Below are 17,387 nucleotides of genomic sequence, written 5' to 3' on the forward strand. Positions count from 1 at the left end.
AGGAGCTCTTGCGACGAAGCAATCCAGGGCCACGCGTGAAGCCCCTGGATTGCTTCGCATCGAAGCCGGCGCTGCGCGCCGTCCTCGGCTCGCAATGACAAAAACGCCTGATTTTACTCGCTGCTTTTTCGGTCAGACACTGAGGAGCCCGGCTGAGCTCGAAGAGCGCAGCCGGGCGTCTCGAAGGATGGCCACAGCCACGCTGCTGTCGCCGTCATCCTTCGAGACGCCGCGCGAAAACCCACGGCTCCTCAGGATGACGGCGCATGGCGGGTCGTAAACAACCAACGCCATTTTCCAGCACGCCCTCGCCCAACTACTCGCCGTGAAACGTCGCCGCGCGCTTCTCCAGGAACGCGGCGACGCCCTCCTTGAAGTCGGCGGTGGCGCCGGCGATGCGCTGCGACTGGCATTCCAGATTGAGCTGCTGCTCGTAGGAATTCTCCGCGCTGTCCCAGTACAATTTGCGGATCAGCGCCAGCGCCACGGTCGGGCCGCTGGCCAATTCGTGCGCCAGCTTGATCGTCTCGTCCCACAATGCGGCGTCGTCATAGACCCGGTTGACCAGACCCCATTGCAACGCGGTCTCGGCCGGCAGCCGGTCGCCGAGCAGCGACAATTCCAGCGCCCGCGCCCTGCCGATCAGCCGCGGCAACAGCCAGGTCGAGCCGCAATCCGGCACCAGCCCGATGCGGCGAAACGCCTGCAGGAAATACGCCGAGCGCGCGCACAGGATCATGTCGCCCATCAGCGCGATGCTCATCCCGGCGCCGGCCGCCACGCCATTCACCGAGCTGACGATCGGGCAATGCAGGTTCCTCAAGCGGCGCAACAACGGATGGTACGCGGTCTCCAGCGCCGCGCCGGCGTTGACGACCTTGCCGGGCTCGGCGAGATTGCGGCCCTGCAGATTGGCGCCGGCGCAGAACGCCCGGCCGGCGCCGGTGATCACCACGCAGCGCAGCTTGGCCTTGTCGTGCTCGACCGCGTCGAGCGCTTCGGCAAGCCCGCCCAGCAGCTCGGGTGACACCGCGTTCATCACCTCGGGATGGTCGAGCCTCAGCACCGCCACCGCGCCGTCGACATCGAGGGTCACGTGTTTGAACTGCATGGTTTCCTCTGCTAATTTTCGCGGTTGATTTCGCGCGATGGAATGTCTTGGTCACTCGCCAGCACATCTTCGATTCTTCGCGCCTGGTTGTCCATGCAGGGTGACGGCGCCGTCGCGGCTCACCGCATCAGGCGCAGCGCGTCGCTGAAAAAGTCCGGGCCGCCGAAATTACCGGACTTCAGCGCCAGCAGCATCCCGGGCGCGGGCCCGACGCTGCGCAGCACCGGCACCCCGGCGGCGATCTCGGCACCGACCATAAAGCCCGCAAGGCCGAGCCGATCCACCACCGCGCCGGAGGTCTCTCCGCCGGCGATCACCAGCCGCCGCACGCCGAGCCCGACCAGCGCCGCGGCGATCTCTGCTAACGCCTGTTCGATGGCGTGGCCGGCGGCGTCGCGGCCGTGGCGGGCCTGCAGCGCCGCGACAAGATCCGGCGTGGTGCTCGAGGCGATCAGCAGCGGCCCCTCGCCGATCCGCTCGGCCGCGAAAGCGATCGCGCGCTTAATCCCGCCGGCGCCGGCGATCAGCCGATCCGGATCGAGCCGCAGCACCGGCATCGCGGCCTCGGCGCGCGCGATCTGCAACAGCGTCGCCTGCGAACAACTGCCGGCGAGACACGCCGCGGCGCCGCCGATCGCCGGCTCGGCATCGGGGGCAGCCGGCCGCGGCGTCCCCCGGCCGCTGGCGCGCAGCGCCCGCGCCAGTCCGAGGCCGAGCCCGCTCGCCCCCACCGACACGCCATGATGCAACGCCACCGCGCCGAGCGTTTCGAGGTCGCGTTCGAACACCGCGTCGGCAATCGCCGCGCCACAGCCCTCCGCCGCGAGGACGGCCAGCCGTGCCCGGACCGCATCGCCGCCCGCCGCCACCGTCGCGAGAGCGAGCAGGCCGATCTTGCAGTGGCTCTGTCGCCCCAGCACCCGCACGAGATTGGAATCGCGCATCGGATTGAGCGGATGATCCTTCAGCGGGCTTTCGTGCAACAACACCGCGCCGACGAACAGATGGCCCTGATAGACGCTGCGGCCGGTTTCGGGAAACGCCGGCGTCACCAGCACGATGGCGTCGCCGGCATCGGCGCGCAGCGCCTCCAGCACCGGGCCGATATTGCCTTGGTCGGTGGAGTCAAATGTCGAGCAGATCTTGAACAACAGATGCGCTGCACCGCGGCCGCGCAGCCAGGCCGCCGCGGCGCGGGATTTCTCCACCGCCGATGCTGCTGCGATCGAGCGGCTTTTCAGCGACACCACCACGGCGTCGACCTCGGGCAAGATAAGAGCGTCGGCCGGCACGCCGATGGTCTGCACCGTGCGCAGCCCCTGCCGCGTCAGCGTGTTGGCGAGGTCGGAGGCGCCGGTGTAGTCGTCGGCGATGCAGCCCAGCGAAAGCGTCATTCGCGCGCCCCGGCATAGCGCGCGAACCAGCCGAGCCCGTCCGGCGTCGCGCCGCGCGGCCGATATTCGCAGCCGACATAGCCCGCATAGCCGAGCCGGTCGAGCTCTTCGAACAGGAACGGGTAGTTCAATTCTCCATCGTCAGGCTCGCCCCGCGATGGCACGCTGGCGATCTGGATATGGCCGATCAGCGGCAGCAATTCGCGTAGCCGCGTGGTGACGTCGCCGTGCAGGATCTGGCAGTGATAGACGTCGAATTGCAGTTTCAGATTGGGAATCTTCAGCTCGACAATGAGGTCGCGCGCGAACGAAAAATCGTCGAGGTAATAGCCCGGCACGTCGCGGCGGTTGATCGGCTCGATCAGCACGTCGATGCCGTGCGGCGCGAAGAAATGCGCGGCGACCGCGACGGATTTGCGATAGGCCACGCCCGCTGGCGGATCGCCGCGATCGGCGATCCCGGCCATCAGATGCAGCCGCTTGACGCCGGTGGCCTGCGCATAGCGCAGCGCGGTGGCAAGGCCTGCCTGCAGCTCGGCGAATTTGTCCGGCCGCGCGGCAAAGCCGCGCTCGCCGGCGGCCCAATCGCCGGGCGGCAGGTTGAACAGCGCCTGCGTGAGATCATGGCGCCGCAGTCGCTCGGCGATCGCTTCAGGCGGATGCTCATAGGGAAACAGGAATTCCACCGCGGTGAAGCCGGCATCCGCCGCGGCCGCGAAGCGATCGAGAAACGGCAGTTCGGTGAACATCATGGTCAGATTGGCGGCAAAGCGCGGCATCGAAACGTCCTCGTCTACCGCAGCGACCTGCGGCGTTCGACTGTGCCATAGGAGCGAGGCCACTGCAGCCGGCCGCGATCACATTTTTGCGCAGGCCGCCTCGCCTCTGCAACAGGCGCCGCGCGCTACGCCGCCGGCGGCGGCGCCGGGCGCGGATCGATCGGCGTTGCGCCGCGCAGCCCGAAAATCTCCTCGAGCACGCCGGCTCCGGCGAGCAGCCTGGCTTCGCCGCGCGGCGGCGCCACGATCTGCAAGCCGACCGGCAACCCCGTGGCGGTGAAGCCGCAGGGCATCGACAGCGCCGGGCAGCATACCAGCGTGATCGCGTAGACGATCGCCAGCCACTCGACGTAGTTGTCGAAGCGCTGGCCGGCGCATTCGGCGACGTAGCGCTGCTCGATCGGATATGGCGCCACGATGGTCGCCGGCGTCAGCAACAGGTCGTAGCTCTCGAAGAATTCCAGCGTGCGCGCCGTCATCGCGACGCGCTGCGCTTCGGCGCGCGCCAGGTCGTCGACCGTGAGCTTGAGGCCCTGTTCGATATTCCACACCACTTCCGGCTTCAACTGATCGCGGCACTCGCGCAGCAATCGCGCCTTGCTGATCGCGAAATCGAACGCGCGCAGCACCTGGAAGCAATCATGCGCCTCGCGCAGATCCGGATGCGCCAATTCGACGGCCACGCCGGCCTCGGCAAAGCGCAATGCCGCCTTGCGGGTGATCGCGGCCACTTCGGGATCGACCGGGGTGATGCCGAGGTCGGGCGAATAGGCGACGCGCTTCGGCCGCCGCCCGGAGCGCGCGGCGCTGCGGAACGAATCGCGCGGCGACGGCAGCGACAACGGGTCGGCGGCGCATTCGCCGCTCATCGCGTCGAGCAATAGCGCGAGATCTTCGACATTGCGCGCCATCGGCCCCACGACGCCCAGCGTGCGGTCGATCTTGAAGGCGGGACTATGCGCGACGCGGCCGATGCTCGGCCGCATCCCGACGATGCCGCAGAAGCTCGCCGGATTGCGCAGCGAGCCGCCCATGTCAGAGCCCTGCGCCAGCCAGGCCATGCCGGTGGCGAGCGCCACCGCGGCGCCGCCGGAGGAGCCCGCGGCGGAGCGCGACAGATCCCACGGATTGCGCGTGGCGCCGAACAATTCGTTGAAGGTGTTGGCGCCGGCGCCGAATTCCGGGGTGTTGGATTTGGCGTAGATCACCGCGCCATTGGCTTCGAGATGCTCGACCATCAGGTCGGAGCGCGCCGGGACGTGATCCTTGAAGATCTTTGATCCTTGCGTCGACAGCACGCCTTCGACGTCGGTGAGATCCTTGATCGGCAGCGGCAGCCCGGCGAGCAGCCCGCGTTCGCCGCGCGGCCGCTGCATCAAGGCGCCGGCGTTGCGGCGGGCGCGGTCGAAGCATCGCGTCGGCAGCGCGTTGACCGCGCCGTCGACGGCGGCGATCCGCACCTCCAGCGCATCGAGCAGTTGCAGCGGCGAGACCTCGCCCGCATTGAGCTTGTCGACGACGTCACACGCCGTCGCACGGATCAGATCATCGCCAGATGTCACGCGCGCCCTCCGGATCTCGGCGCAGGCTGGTGCATCAGGCGGCGCGCTGTCAACCGCCACGGCTGCATGCGCTGCGCGCGGCAAAGCGGCCCGACCGTTGCCGGCGTGACGGGCTGTCGCGCCGCGCTCACTCTGCGCGATCAAGCGTTCGATGGCGGACGATCGGATCAGAGATAGCCCTCGCCGGCTTCGGCGGCAAAGCGCGCCGGATCGCCCTCCCAGACGATGCGGGCGTGCTCCAGCACGTAAACGCGGTCGGCGTGCGGCAGCGCGAAGGTGACGTTTTGCTCGCCGAGCAGCACGGTGATCTCGGTGGTCTGGCGCAATTTCTCCAGCGCTTTCGAGAGTTGTTCGAGGATCACCGGCGCGAGCCCCAGCGTCGGCTCGTCGAGGATCAGAATCTTCGGCTGCATCATCAGCGCGCGGCCGATCGCCAGCATCTGCTGCTCGCCGCCGCTCAAAGTCTGCGCCATCTGGCTCTGGCGTTCCTGCAGAATCGGAAACAGCTCGAACAGCCAGCCGATCTGTTTGCTCCGCGCGGCGTCGCTCAGATGGTGGCCGCCGAGGTCGAGATTTTCCCGCACGCTCATCTCGCCGAACAATTCGCGGCTCTCCGGGCATTGCACGAGGCCGCTGCGGGCGATTTTGGCGGGGCTCGCGCCGCGCAGCTTTTCACCGTCGCGAAAAATCTCGCCTGAGTAAGGCAAAAAGCCGGAGATGGTGTTGAACAGCGTGGTCTTGCCGGCGCCGTTCAGCCCGACCACCGAGACGAACTCGCCCTGATGGACGTGGATCGAAACGTTCTGCAAGGCCTGCGCCTTGCCGTATTGCACGCTGACGTTCTCCACCTGCAGCAGCGGCACCTTGTCCTTGAAGCAGGTCTCCGGTCGCGCCGCGGTCTCGATCGCGCCGCCGAGATAGACTCGCCGCACGGTTTCGTTCTTCATTACTTCGCTGGCCGGGCCGGTGCAGATCTCCTCGCCGAGATACATCGCCAGCACGCTGTCGACCAGCGCCGCGACGCTCTTGACGTTGTGATCGACCAGCATCACCGCGCGGCCCTCGTCGCGGAAGCTGCGGATCAGTTCGGAGAACATGCCGACCTCGGCGAACGTCAGCCCGGCGAACGGTTCGTCGACCAGCACCACCTTGGGGTCGCGCGCGATCGCCTTGGCGAGCTCCAGCCGCCGCAGATCGGCGAACGGCAGCGTCGGCGGCCGGCGGTGCATCACCGCGGCCAGCCCAACGCGCTCGGCGATCCATTTGGCGCGCTCGGTCATCGCCTTGTCGGCGAACAGCATCAGCAGGCTGTCCGGCAGCAGCGCCACCATGATGTTTTCCAGCACGGTCTGCCGGTTCAGCGGCCGGGAATGCTGAAACACCATGCCGAAGCCGCGCCGCGCGATTCTGTGCGCCGGCCATCCGGCGAGGTTTTCGCCCTCGAACAGCACCTCGCCCGCGGTCGGCCGCTCGATTCCCATGATCGACTTCATCGCGGTGGATTTGCCGGAGCCGTTCGGGCCGATCAGCCCGAAGATCTCGCCGGCGCGCAGCTCCAGGCTGAGGTTTTTCACCGCGGTCAGCCCGCCGAAGCGCTTGGTCAGGCCGCGCACTTCGAGCACCGGGGCGAGATTGGTCGGGCCGTGCATCATGTGCGGGCCTCGCGCGACAAAGCCGCCCCGAGGAAGCCGCCGGGAAAGAACAGGATCGCCAACAGCGCCACCGCGGAGACGATCAGCGTGGCGAGTTCGCCGGTCGGCCGCAGAAATTCGCCGGCGACGATCAGGAAGATGGCGCCGAGTGCAGCGCCGAGCACGGTGCGCCGGCCGCCGAGCACGGCGGCGACGATCACCTGCACGCCGACCGCGACGTCGACCACGGTGCCGACCGAGGCGGTGCCGAAATAGAACACCAGCATCGCGCCGGAGAGGCCTGAGAAGAACGCCGACACCACGAAGGCGAACAGCTTGTGCTTGACGATGTTGAAGCCGAGCGCGCCGGCCTGCACCGGGTCCTGGCCCGAGGCCTGCAGCACCAGGCCGATCGGCGATTGCGACAGGCCGTAGAGGATGACAGCGCTGATCGTCATGAAGCCGAGCGCGATCCAGTAATTGGTGCCGGCGTTGATCGAGATCACGTCGGGGATGGTGAGGCCGATTTCGCCGCCGGTGAGATCGGCGAACACCACGATGAAATTCTGCAGCATCAGCACCGCGACCAGCGTGGTCAGCCGGAAATACGGCCCGCGCACCCGCAGCGCCGGCAGCGCCAGCACGAAGCCCGCGACCACCGAGGCCATCGCGCCGAGAAAGATGCACAGATACACCGACCAGCCATATTGGTTGTTGAGGATGCCGGCGGTGTAGGCGCCGACCCCGATCAGGAAGGTCGGGCCGAAATTCACCTCGCCGGCGAAGCCGAACAACAGGTCCCAGGCCATCGCGAACACGCCGAAGTAATAGGCCACGGTGAGCAGGCCAAGGATGTAGCCGGAGACGTAGAGCGGCAGCGTCGCGGCGACCACCACGACGCCGAGCCCGATCCAGAACAGCCGGGATTTGAACAAGCCCATCTCAGCGCCTCCCGAGCAGGCCCTGCGGCCGGATATACATCACGATCACCAGCAGCAAGAGCGCCGGGATGGTGCGGTAGGCCGGCGACAACAGATAGGCGGTCAGCGTCTCCAGATAGCCGACCACGAAGGCGGCGATCAGCGAGCCGGACACGCTGCCGAGCCCGCCCAGCACCACGATCGAGAACGCGCTCGCGGTCAGCGGGCCGACGCTGTAGGACGACACCCCGAGGAACATGCCGAGCAGCACCCCGGCGATGCCGGCCAGCGTGCCGTAGATCGCCCACACCACGATGTAGATGTTGGTCAGTTCCAGCCCGAGCAGCGTCACGCCGCGCGGGTTCATCGAGGCCGCCAGCACCGCCTTGCCGGTGCGGGTGCGGTTGACCACCAGCCACAACAGGCCGATCACCAGGCAGCACACCAGCGCGGTGAAGATCTCGTTCTTCGGCGTGCGCACGCCGAGGATGCTGATCACGCCTTCGACGATCGGCAGCACGGTCTTGGCGTTGTTGGTGAAGCAATAGGCGATCAGCTCCTGGATCATGATGCCCCACAAGAGCGTGCCGGTGAGCACGAAGATCTCCTTCTCCTCGTTGGGGATCCGGCGCGAGCGCTGGATCGGCTGCACCACCGCGAAATAGGTCACAAGCGCCGCCAGCAGCGCGGTCGCGATGCCGATCAGCGCCCCGGCATAGCTGTTGACGCCGAGCACGCTGGAGGCGGCCCAGGCCGCCACCGCCGCCAGCACCATGATGGCGCCGTGCGACAGATTGAGCACGCCGGAGACGCCGAAGATCAGCGTGAATCCGGTGGCGCCCAGCGCATACAGCGCGCTGATGGCGAAGCCGTCGATCAGGATTTGCAGGGCTAGCATTTAGAAATCTGTCCAGTGCGATTGAAGCGCGGCGAAACGAACGCGTCTCCTTCCCTCTCCCCTTGTGGGAGAGGGTGGCCGCGCGCCAGCGCGGTCGGGTGAGGGGTAGAGTTCTGCAGCGCCCCCTCACCCGGCCCGGACTTCGTCCGGTCCACCCTCTCCCACAAGGGGAGAGGGAAGGCCGCGCCCGTCAGTTCGTCGTCAGCTTGATGAAGCTCGGGAACTTGATCTGCGCCTTCGCCACCTCCGGCGGCCACACGCTGGTCTGCACGCCGTCCTGCCATTGCAGCATCAAGCCGGTGATCAGTCCCTTGCCGTATTTCAGACCGTGGGTGGCGGGCTCGTCCTTGCCGTAGAACTGGATGCGGCCGATGGTGCCTTCCCAGTCGGTGCTCTCCAGCGCCGTCACCAGTTTGTCGGCGTCGGTGGAGCCGGCGCGTTTCACCGCGTCGGCGATGTAATACACCTCGTCATAGGCGGTGTAGCCGGCATAGGACGGGAAGTTGCCGAACTTCGCCTTGAAGCCGTCGGCGAACGGGATCGACTTCGCCGTCACCGCGACGCCGGGGCCGGAGACGCCCTGAAACAGCACGCCGTCGGAGGCGTTGTTGGTGTCCTTGCCGAACGAGGAATTGGTGGCCTGCGACGAGATTCCGAGCATCGGGATCGGCACCTGCTGGTTCTTCCACTGCACGGTGGGCTGCACGCCGACATGCGAAATGCCGGTGATGATCACGTCCGGCTTGGCGCCCTCGATCTTGTTGAAGATCGGGGTGAAGTCGGTGGTGTCGGGCGAAAAGCGGATGTGGTCGAGCACCTTCAGCCCGATCTTCGGCAGGCATTCCTCGTAGCCGACGTCGAGCGGCTTGGTCCAGGCGGCGTCCTCGCTCATGATCACCGCGGTGGTCATCTTCTTGGCGTCGACCAAAAGGTCCTTGGCGGCGTCGCACACCGAGGTGGCGAGTTCGCCGGAGGTCAGATAGCCGTGGAAGGTGTATTTGTTCTTCTCGTAATCGGCGTGGATCGCCTTGGTGATTTCGTTGGAGGCGGCGCCCGGAGTAATGAACGGGGTCTTCAGCCGCGACGCCCAAGGCATCAAGGCCAGCACCACCTCGCTGATATAGCTGGAGATCACCGCGTGCACCTTGTCCTCGCTGACCGCGCGCTGGAACGCGCGCACCGAATCCGCCGAGGAGGAATGGTTGTCGTAGGTGACGATTTCGACCTTGCGGCCGTCGATGCCACCCTTGGCGTTGATCTCGTCGGCGGCCATCTGTGCCGCCTGCGGGATCGAAGCGCCGGCAATCGCCTGGGCTTCGGCGATCACCGCGATCTTGATCGGATCGGCGGCAAACGCGGACTCGGCGCCGAGCGCGCCGCCGAGCCCGAGCGCGGTGGCGGCCAGCAGCAGCGCGCGCCGCGACCATGGACGAAAATGGCCTGTCGTCATGATTGGTTCTCCACCCTGATATATATCGGCGCGTTGGCCGGGCTTGTTGATCAGCCGTGGAGGAAGTTTAGCGCGCCGCGGCGCGGCGGCAAGGAAAACCGTTTCACGTTCGCGGGGACGTCACGGTGCAGTGCAGCGTCGGAGGCACGCGGGTTTCGTGTTGCTGCTTGCGGTTGACTGGCGTGCCGCGGCGCGTCGCGACCTGCCGCCGCGGCAGACGACCATAGCGACACTCTACGGCCACTTGACCGCGATGAACGACGCCGAATAGCCGGCGGGCGACTCGCCGTGCCGCTTGACGCGGATCACCGAGCCGACCAACGCCGGGACCTGGTCGATGCCGTTCGGCCATTGGTGGGCGATGCAGCCATTGTAGTCGTATTGCCAGCCATCGGTTTCGCTACCGGGGCGGCCGAGCCCGGTGATCGCGAAAGCGACCGGCGTGTCGGCACTGCCGGCGGTGATGATGCCGGCAAGATCGAGCCCGCCGCTGCCCCAGTCGATCACGCCCTTGAAGGACGTGTCGGTGACGGGCTCGAAGCGGAACTCGGCTTCGGCGAACAGCAATTGTGCCAGCTTGTCGGGATCGTCGTTCACCGGCGCCGGATTGTTGCGGAAGCTGCGATAGGTCCATCGTCCGGCGAGATCTGAGCTTGGCATGGCTGGCTCCCTGGTGGCGACACCGATGTTGATGCGGTTAATGCGGTGGCTGCGTCAGCCCGGCGAATTCGCAACGCTGCGGCGCCTGCAGATCGCTCGGGAAGCGGGGTTGCGGATAGTATTGCATGGTGCGCTGGATATCGCGCGCGGCGCCGTCGCCCTGCAGCAACCTGACCAGTTCGAGCGATTCGTCGAGGCCGGAGGAAATGCCGCCGCCGGTGAGACGGTTGCGATCCAGCACGAAGCGCGGAAAGCCAGGGGCCACGGTGACGCCTGTGAATGAAGCGAGGCATGGGAGGAACAACCAATGCGTCGTCGCCTGATAACCGTTGAGCAGTCCCGCCGCCGCCAGCAGCAGCGCGCCCTCGCAGACCGAACACACCCAGGTGGCGCGGCTGCCGCGATCGATCAGGAAGTCGAGGTCATCGCGCGACGCCGCGCCGTTGATGATCTGCGCCAGCATCGGCGGATCGCCGCCCGGCACCCACAGCACGTCGAGATCCGGGGTCTGCGCGAAGCTGTGGGTGGCGTTGAAGCTGAACTTGTCGCGGGTGACGATCGGGCGGTCGAGCGAGGCGGCGATCAGACGGATCTCGATGTCGCCCTCCATCCAGCCGAACACCTCGTGGGGGCCAGCGACGTCGAGCAGGTCGACGCCCTGATAGACCGGAATGCCGATGATCATGGTGCGGTCCTCGCGCGTAGCGTGGTGCGGGGGAAAAGTCTGGGCCGAGCCAGCCAGCGCGGCCGCGCCAAAGCCCAATGCGCCGGCCGCGGCGCGCAGGTGCGCTCCAGCAGCAGCGCCGGCGAAGCCGCCGCCATCACCGCCAGATGCGCGGCGCCGGCGGTCAGCGGCAGCAGCATCAACGCCCAGCACGAACCGACGCACCAGACGCCGTGCACCGCGCCATAGCGCAGGCAATCGAGCTCGGCGCGCAGGCCGAAGGCCGACAGCCGCGACAGCCGGTGGCAGCGGTTCAGGCAGAGCTGTTTGGCCGGGCTGAACTGCCAGAGCAGCGCCAGCATGAGGGCGAAGCCCCACGCCGGAACGCCGCTCACCGTCTGCAGCAGGCTCAGCGCCAGCGCCGATGCGATCAGCACCGCGCCGGCGCAACACCACACCAGGGCGTAGCCCGCAGCAAACACCGCGAGCGCGCGCCAGCGCCGCCGCGCCAGGCTGCGCTGGCGCAGATGCGCGATCGGCTGCGTCAATAGCGGCGGCATCATCGCCAGCAGCATGGCAATCCAGACCAGCATCAGCAGCCCGGGGGGATTGAGCGCCAGCGTCGCGGCGAGACGATCCGCGCCGCCTGCGCTTGCCCCGCACAGCGCCGGCAGCAGCATCGCGTGATCGAACGCCAATAGCGCGGCCCAGCCTGCGGCGCTCGCCGCCAGCAGTGCCGGCGATTGCCGCCGCACCAGCGCCAGCGCCACGCCGCCGGGCTTCATGTCACTCGCCCTGCCGATAGACGCTGACGCCGCCGACCGAGATCGCATCGTCCGGCGTGATCTCGGTGCGCGAGACGAAGCGGACGTTGAGCTGGTCGGCGTCGAGCTTGTGGCCGAGGTGCAGCTTGTCGATGACGTTGGTGATCTCGAGCGTCTCGTTGATGCCGTTGCCGCCATGCGTACTATCGGTCGCGGATGCCTTGCGCACGCCGAACAGCGACACCACGCCGGCGAGGTGATCCGGATTGTCCTCCGGCTTGGCGTCCTTCGGCAGGTCGATATAGACGTAGAACACCGCGGCATCGTTGACGCCGCGGATGTTCTCGAGCGTGAGGAACACGCGGTCCGGCTCGATCGCCGCGCTGGCGCCGCCGGGCGCCGCGGTCAAATTGCGCGCGCTGAAGCTGCGGATCAATTTGTCCTTGATGCCGGTGTCGAGCCGCACTGCGGTTTCGACCGCCGCGCCGCTGATCTGCACCGCGGTCTTGTTGGCGCCGAGCAATTCGGCAGGTTTGCGCTCCGCCACCAGAATCTCCTGTGCGCTCGCGGTCACCTGAGGCAGTGCCAGCCGATCCAACCGCGCCACCAGCCGATGGGTTCCGCCGAGCGGATCGGACGTATCATCATAGGTGTAGCCCAGCGTCGCGGTGTCGACCACGTCGCGCGCGGCGAAGTCGTGGCGGCGGCCATCCGGTTTCGGGACGGCGAAGGTGCGCGCCGCAGGTCCGGTCAGCCAGGTTTTTTCGGTCGGATCGAAATGCGTCGCGGTGCGCTCGCGCCACACCACCCAGAGCCGATCGATATTGGCGTGGTGCAGCCAGAAGATCGGGTCGAGCGCGGCAGTGTCGGGCATCGACATCAGGCCGTAGCTGCGCGGATCGTTGGGATTGCTGCCGGGCTTCTGGCCGCCGACGAAGCCATGCACGCCATTGTGCGGCTGGCGTTCGAGCTGGCCGTTGTCGGTGCCGTCGTGCTGGAACGCGGTCTGCGGGCCACCGAATCCGGTCGGTCCGCCGCCCCCGGGCGGCCCGGCGAATTGCGATTGCGTCAGCGCGCCTAGCGTGACGTCGCTCGGCCGGATCACAACATGGCCGGTGCCGTCGCCGTAGCGCCGCGTCACCAACAGCGGGTTGGCGCTGCCGTCCGGCAACTTGGGCGCGGAAAACGCGGTCGGCAGCTTCAGCGCATTGGCGTCGTGGGTGTCGCTGTAATTCCAATACGGCAGCGCCCAGCTCTCCGGCCCGCCGAGCTTGACCACCGCGGCGCGCACGATCGCCTCGAAGGCCCACAGATAGCCGCGATGCCAGGGCAGGAAGTACCAGCTCTGATGCTGGCACTGCTTCCAGTATCGCGCCTGGTCGGCGGCGTACGGCAGCGGCGTCGACGCAGAGATGTAGTTGAAGGCGATCCAGAGCTGCTGGTCGAATCCGTGCATGGCGCCGAGCGAATTCCAGCTGGTCAGATCGGCGGTCGGGCACGACTGCAACTCGCGCACCGCCTTGGCATACCACAATAGCAGATCCGGCCAGGGCTGCGGCGACAGTTTCCAGACATTTCGCCGAGTATGCATAGCGCGCTCCCATGGCACCGGCTGCCGTCATCATGGATGCGACAGCTTTGGATGAGGTGGGTGATCGAAGGGCAGTCAAAAACGATCGCAACGCGGGAAAGCTCAACAAGCCTTTCCAAACATAATTTTTCGGAAACAAGACCGCATCAATGGGTGTTCGGCAATGTCAAAAACGGCCCGCGAATGGCCGGCGTCCTATGCACGCGATCAGTAACGATCAACACGCAGGGGTCGTGGTAGTAAGCCTAAAATACGTCGCGCGACGGGGCAATTGGTTCATGGAATTTGGCGGCGGCCGAGATGCTGCTGAATGTGTTTCGCCGGCCACGACGCCGCGCGCGCCTAACCGGCGGCGACGATCCTTCTGCAATGCACCAGCGCCGCCTCGACCAGATTGACGCTGGCCTCCGGGGTGCGGAACGCGGAATGCGCCGACAGCGTGACGTTGGACAGCCGGGTCAGCGGATGGCCGACCGGCAGCGGCTCGGTGTCGAACACGTCGAGCCCGGCGTGGCGCAGCTGGCCGGCGCGCAGCGCCTCGATCATCGCCGCCTCGTCGACCAGCGCGCCGCGCGCGGTGTTGACCAGGATCGCGCCGGGCTTGATCGCGGCAATTCTGTCACGCGACAGAAACCCGCGGGTCTCGTCGGTCAGCAGCAGATGCAGCGACACCACGTCGCTTTGCGCCAGCAGCGCGTTGAGTTCGACGAATTCGACGCCGTCATGGGATTTCGGCGTCCGGTTCCAGGCGATCACCTTCATGCCGGAGCCGCGCGCGATCCGCGCCACCTCGGCGGCGATGCCGCCGAAGCCGATCAGCCCCAGGGTCTTGCCGGTGAGCTGCACGCCGTCCTCGCGCAGCCAATTGCCGGCGCGCATCTCGCGGTCCATGTGGGCGAGGCCGCGGGCGCCGGCCCACATCAGCGCGATCGCGCATTCCGCCACCGCGGTGTCGCCATAGCCGCGGATCAGGTGCACGGTGATGCCGAGTTCGGCGAGTTCTTCCGGGTTCATGTAGCTGCGGGCGCCGGTGCCGAGAAACACCACATGCCTGAGGCCGAGGCATTGCCGGGCGATCTCGGTCGGCAGCGCGGTGTGATCGATGATCGCGATCGCGGCGTTGCCGAACATCACGCCGGGCAATTGCCGCGGCGCGACGTCGGGATCGCGGTTGACGATGATCGGCAGATCGAGCGGGGTGGAAACCGTTTCGAACAGATCCGCCAGCGTCTCGCTGGCGTCGACAAAGACCGCGTGCATCGCGTTTTCCTTACGGTTTCGTCCAATCGTTTCGGGCGCGCCGGCGGATCGAGGCGTGTCGACGTCGGCAGCAGGCTCCCTCTCCCATGGGGAGAGGGGTGGGGTGAGGGGTTACGACCTATCGATCGGTCGTAACCCCTCACCCGACCGGCATCGCTGCGCTCGCCGGCCGACCTCTCCCTATGGGAGAGGTGGGACCTCGCTCGTTGCGCACGGGATCGTAGCCGATGAACTGATTACTTCGCCACGCCGGCCAGCGCCAGCACGGTATGCAGCAGCACGTTGGCACCGGCGCCGCAATCGGCCTGTTTGGCGTCTTCCAGCTCGTTATGGCTGACGCCGTCCTTGCACGGCACGAAGATCATCGCCGCGGGCATCACGGTGTTGAGGTTGCAGGAATCGTGGCCGGCGCCCGAGGTGATGCGGCGATGGCTGTAGCCGAGCTCGGTCGCTGCGGTCTGCACCGCGTCGACCAGCCTGGCGTCGAAATGCGTCGGCGCGATCCGCCACACCAGATCGAGCGCGATCTCGACCTTGCGGCGCGCGGCGATTTCCGCCGCGGCGCTGCGCAAATTCTTGTCGAGCGCGTCCATGATCGCCTCATCGGCGCTGCGCATGTCGATGGTGAAGGCGATCTCGCCGGGAATCACGTTGCGCGACGGCCGCGCGATCACCGCCTCGCCGATGGTGCCGACCGCGTTGGGGCCGAGCTCGGTGGCGATCCGCTCCACCGCAAGCACGACCTCCGACAGCGCCGCCAGCGCGTCGCGGCGCAATTGCATCGGCGTCGAGCCGGCGTGGCTTTCGAAGCCGGCAACGCGGCCGTCGTACCACAACACGCCCTGCCCGGAATCCACCACGCCGATGGTCTTGTTTTCGGCTTCCAGGATCGGGCCCTGCTCGATATGCAGCTCGACGAACGAGCTGAATTTCTGCGTGCCGAGCGGGCTGTCGCCGCGATAGCCGATGCCGTCCAGCGCCTCGGCGACGCTGACGCCGTCGCTATCCTTGCGCGACAGAATATCCTGCGGCGTGAACTCGCCGACATAGGCCGCCGATCCCATCATCGCCGGCGCGTAGCGCGAGCCTTCCTCGTTGGTCCAGTTGGCGACGCACAGCGGCAATTCGGTCTCGATGCCGGCGTCGTTCAGCGTGCGCACCACCTCGAGTGCTGCGAGCGAGCCCAAAATGCCGTCGAATTTGCCGCCGGTCGGCTGGGTGTCGAGATGCGAGCCGAGCCCGATCGGCGGCTTCGACATGTCGCGACCTTTGCGCAGCCCGAACATGTTGCCGAGCGCGTCGACATGCACTTCGCAGCCGGCGGCCTTCAGCGCCGCGGCAAACCAGTCGCGCACCTGCTTGTCCTCGGCGCTCAGCGTCAGCCGCCGCACCCCGCCCTTCGGCGTGCCGCCGAATTTCGCGGTGTCGTGGATCGTGCTCCACAGCCGAGTGGCATCGATTTGCAGATTGGAGGCGAGGTTGATCATGCGGATGTCCCGATTGCGGTTGGCGTCATCGATCGGACGATGCCTTGTCCATGGCGCGGCGACGGCGCGGCGTCAACCGATCGGCTCGCGCGAGCTGCGTTTGCTGGCGGGCGGGGTCTGCGACCGCGCCGGCGAGCCCGGCTTGCCGGCAAAGCCGCCGACCTCGGCGATTTCGCTGGCGAGGTTGGCGACGCGCTCCACCGCGGTGGTGTCGGCGGAATCCAGCCAGCTCGCCGAAAACGTCAGCGGCGGAATGTGCAGGTCGGTGGTCAGAAGCTGCAGCCGGCCGTCGGCGAGTTCGGCCTCGACGATGTCGGTGGGAATCACCGCGATGCCGAGGCCTTCCACCGCCATGTGGATCACGGTGGCCAGCGAGGCCGAGGCGTGCAGCCGGATCGGCGGCAGCTCCGGGCGGCTGAACAGCGAGCGGATGGTCTCGTAGGGCTGCGACTTGCGCGGGAAGGTGATGATCGGATGTTTGGCCAGATCGCGCAGCGTCAACGTGCCGTCGCCGAGCCCGAGCGAGGGGCTCGCCAGGAAGCCGACCGGGTAGTCGCACAACAGCCGGTTGCGCACCGTGGGATCCGGCAGCGGGCCGAGCAGGAACGCCAGATCGATCTCCTGCGCCATCAGTCGCGCCCGCAGGTCCGGGGTGATTTCGACCTCGATCTCCAGCGACAGATTCGGATAGGCGCGGTTGACGCTCTTGATCAGCTGCGGCAGCCAGGTGTGCACGATGGTCTCGGCGACGCCGAGCCGCAGCACGCCGCGCATCGCCGAACGATCGCCGACCACCGCCAGCATCTCCGAGCGCAGCCCGATCAGCTTTTCCGCATAGACCATCATCTGCCGGCCGCTCGGCGTCGGCGAGGCGCTGCGGTGGTCGCGCTGCAACAACTTGACGCCGAGTTCGCGCTCGAGCTGGGCGATGCGTTGCGAAATCGCCGGCTGCGTGGTGTTGAGTTTTTGCGCGGCGCCGCGGAAGCTGCCGAGCGTCACCACCCACAGGAAGGTCTCGATGGCCTTGAAATCCGGCATCTGCAGGCACCTTTTGTCAGATAAAAGAATTTTATCGACATTGATCATAAGAGAAGATTAGACTTTATAGTAGGCCTAGGCTCCATTGCTGTCGAGATAATAGGCAGGATCGTTACATGACCGTTTTGACGGCACCGCGTGTTCCCGGTGCGGCCCCGACGTTGCCATCGCTCGACGC

Annotated in this window: 15 protein-coding genes; all 15 read right to left on the reverse strand. The window is 67.0% G+C overall.

Annotation, left to right across the window (positions count from 1 at the left end; translation table 11 throughout):
• Positions 1-316: 316 nt before the first annotated feature.
• The 15 genes from VGC77_RS23565 to VGC77_RS23635 all read right to left on the reverse strand — a co-directional run bounded on the left by VGC77_RS23565 (position 317) and on the right by VGC77_RS23635 (position 17,209).
• On the reverse strand, positions 317-1,111 hold the full coding sequence (locus VGC77_RS23565; protein ID WP_331173979.1) for an enoyl-CoA hydratase/isomerase: 795 nt from the start codon (positions 1,109-1,111) through the stop codon (positions 317-319).
• 119 nt (positions 1,112-1,230) lie between these two features.
• Entirely contained in the window at positions 1,231-2,505 is a 1,275-nt protein-coding gene (gene otnK / locus VGC77_RS23570; protein WP_331173980.1) for a 3-oxo-tetronate kinase, read from the reverse strand.
• Positions 2,502-3,284: a 2-oxo-tetronate isomerase gene (otnI, locus tag VGC77_RS23575; RefSeq protein WP_331173981.1), complete on the reverse strand. Its 783-nt coding sequence runs from the start codon at positions 3,282-3,284 to the stop codon at positions 2,502-2,504. Before otnI ends, otnK begins: the two co-directional genes overlap by 4 nt.
• Positions 3,285-3,409: 125 nt before the next feature.
• Positions 3,410-4,846, reverse strand: a complete 1,437-nt coding sequence (locus tag VGC77_RS23580) for an amidase (protein WP_331173982.1) — start codon at positions 4,844-4,846, stop codon at positions 3,410-3,412.
• Between the two features lie 167 nt (positions 4,847-5,013).
• Positions 5,014-6,495 carry an ATP-binding cassette domain-containing protein gene (locus tag VGC77_RS23585; RefSeq protein ID WP_331173993.1) on the reverse strand — a complete coding sequence of 494 codons (1,482 nt, stop codon included), beginning with the start codon at positions 6,493-6,495 and terminating at the stop codon, positions 5,014-5,016.
• On the reverse strand, positions 6,495-7,418 hold the full coding sequence (locus VGC77_RS23590; RefSeq protein WP_331173983.1) for a branched-chain amino acid ABC transporter permease: 924 nt from the start codon (positions 7,416-7,418) through the stop codon (positions 6,495-6,497). Before VGC77_RS23590 ends, VGC77_RS23585 begins: the two co-directional genes overlap by 1 nt.
• 1 nt (position 7,419) lies before the next feature.
• The gene (locus VGC77_RS23595; protein WP_331173984.1) at positions 7,420-8,295 is read right to left on the reverse strand and encodes a branched-chain amino acid ABC transporter permease; all 876 of its coding nucleotides are present in this window, start codon (positions 8,293-8,295) and stop codon (positions 7,420-7,422) included.
• Between the two features lie 190 nt (positions 8,296-8,485).
• On the reverse strand, positions 8,486-9,745 hold the full coding sequence (locus VGC77_RS23600; RefSeq protein ID WP_331173985.1) for an ABC transporter substrate-binding protein: 1,260 nt from the start codon (positions 9,743-9,745) through the stop codon (positions 8,486-8,488).
• A 234-nt stretch (positions 9,746-9,979) separates the two neighbouring features.
• A complete protein-coding gene (locus VGC77_RS23605; RefSeq protein WP_331173986.1) occupies positions 9,980-10,405 on the reverse strand; it encodes a hypothetical protein in 426 nt (141 codons plus the stop codon).
• Between the two features lie 37 nt (positions 10,406-10,442).
• Positions 10,443-11,090, reverse strand: a complete 648-nt coding sequence (locus VGC77_RS23610; protein WP_331173987.1) for a DJ-1/PfpI family protein — start codon at positions 11,088-11,090, stop codon at positions 10,443-10,445.
• The gene (locus tag VGC77_RS23615) at positions 11,087-11,854 is read right to left on the reverse strand and encodes a DUF2182 domain-containing protein (protein ID WP_331173988.1); all 768 of its coding nucleotides are present in this window, start codon (positions 11,852-11,854) and stop codon (positions 11,087-11,089) included. The genes VGC77_RS23610 and VGC77_RS23615 overlap by 4 nt, the downstream gene beginning before the upstream one ends.
• Before the next feature lies 1 nt (position 11,855).
• Positions 11,856-13,424 carry a tyrosinase family protein gene (locus VGC77_RS23620; protein WP_331173989.1) on the reverse strand — a complete coding sequence of 523 codons (1,569 nt, stop codon included), beginning with the start codon at positions 13,422-13,424 and terminating at the stop codon, positions 11,856-11,858.
• Between the two features lie 342 nt (positions 13,425-13,766).
• Positions 13,767-14,684, reverse strand: coding sequence for an NAD(P)-dependent oxidoreductase (locus tag VGC77_RS23625; RefSeq protein WP_331173990.1), 918 nt, complete (start codon positions 14,682-14,684; stop codon positions 13,767-13,769).
• A 236-nt stretch (positions 14,685-14,920) separates the two neighbouring features.
• Entirely contained in the window at positions 14,921-16,171 is a 1,251-nt protein-coding gene (locus VGC77_RS23630; RefSeq protein ID WP_331173991.1) for a Zn-dependent hydrolase, read from the reverse strand.
• Positions 16,172-16,243: 72 nt separating this feature from the next.
• The gene (locus tag VGC77_RS23635; protein WP_331173992.1) at positions 16,244-17,209 is read right to left on the reverse strand and encodes a LysR family transcriptional regulator; all 966 of its coding nucleotides are present in this window, start codon (positions 17,207-17,209) and stop codon (positions 16,244-16,246) included.
• Positions 17,210-17,387 lie beyond the last annotated feature (178 nt).

The organism is Rhodopseudomonas sp., from assembly GCF_036404135.1.
In the GTDB taxonomy this organism is placed as follows: Bacteria; Pseudomonadota; Alphaproteobacteria; order Rhizobiales; family Xanthobacteraceae; genus Rhodopseudomonas_A.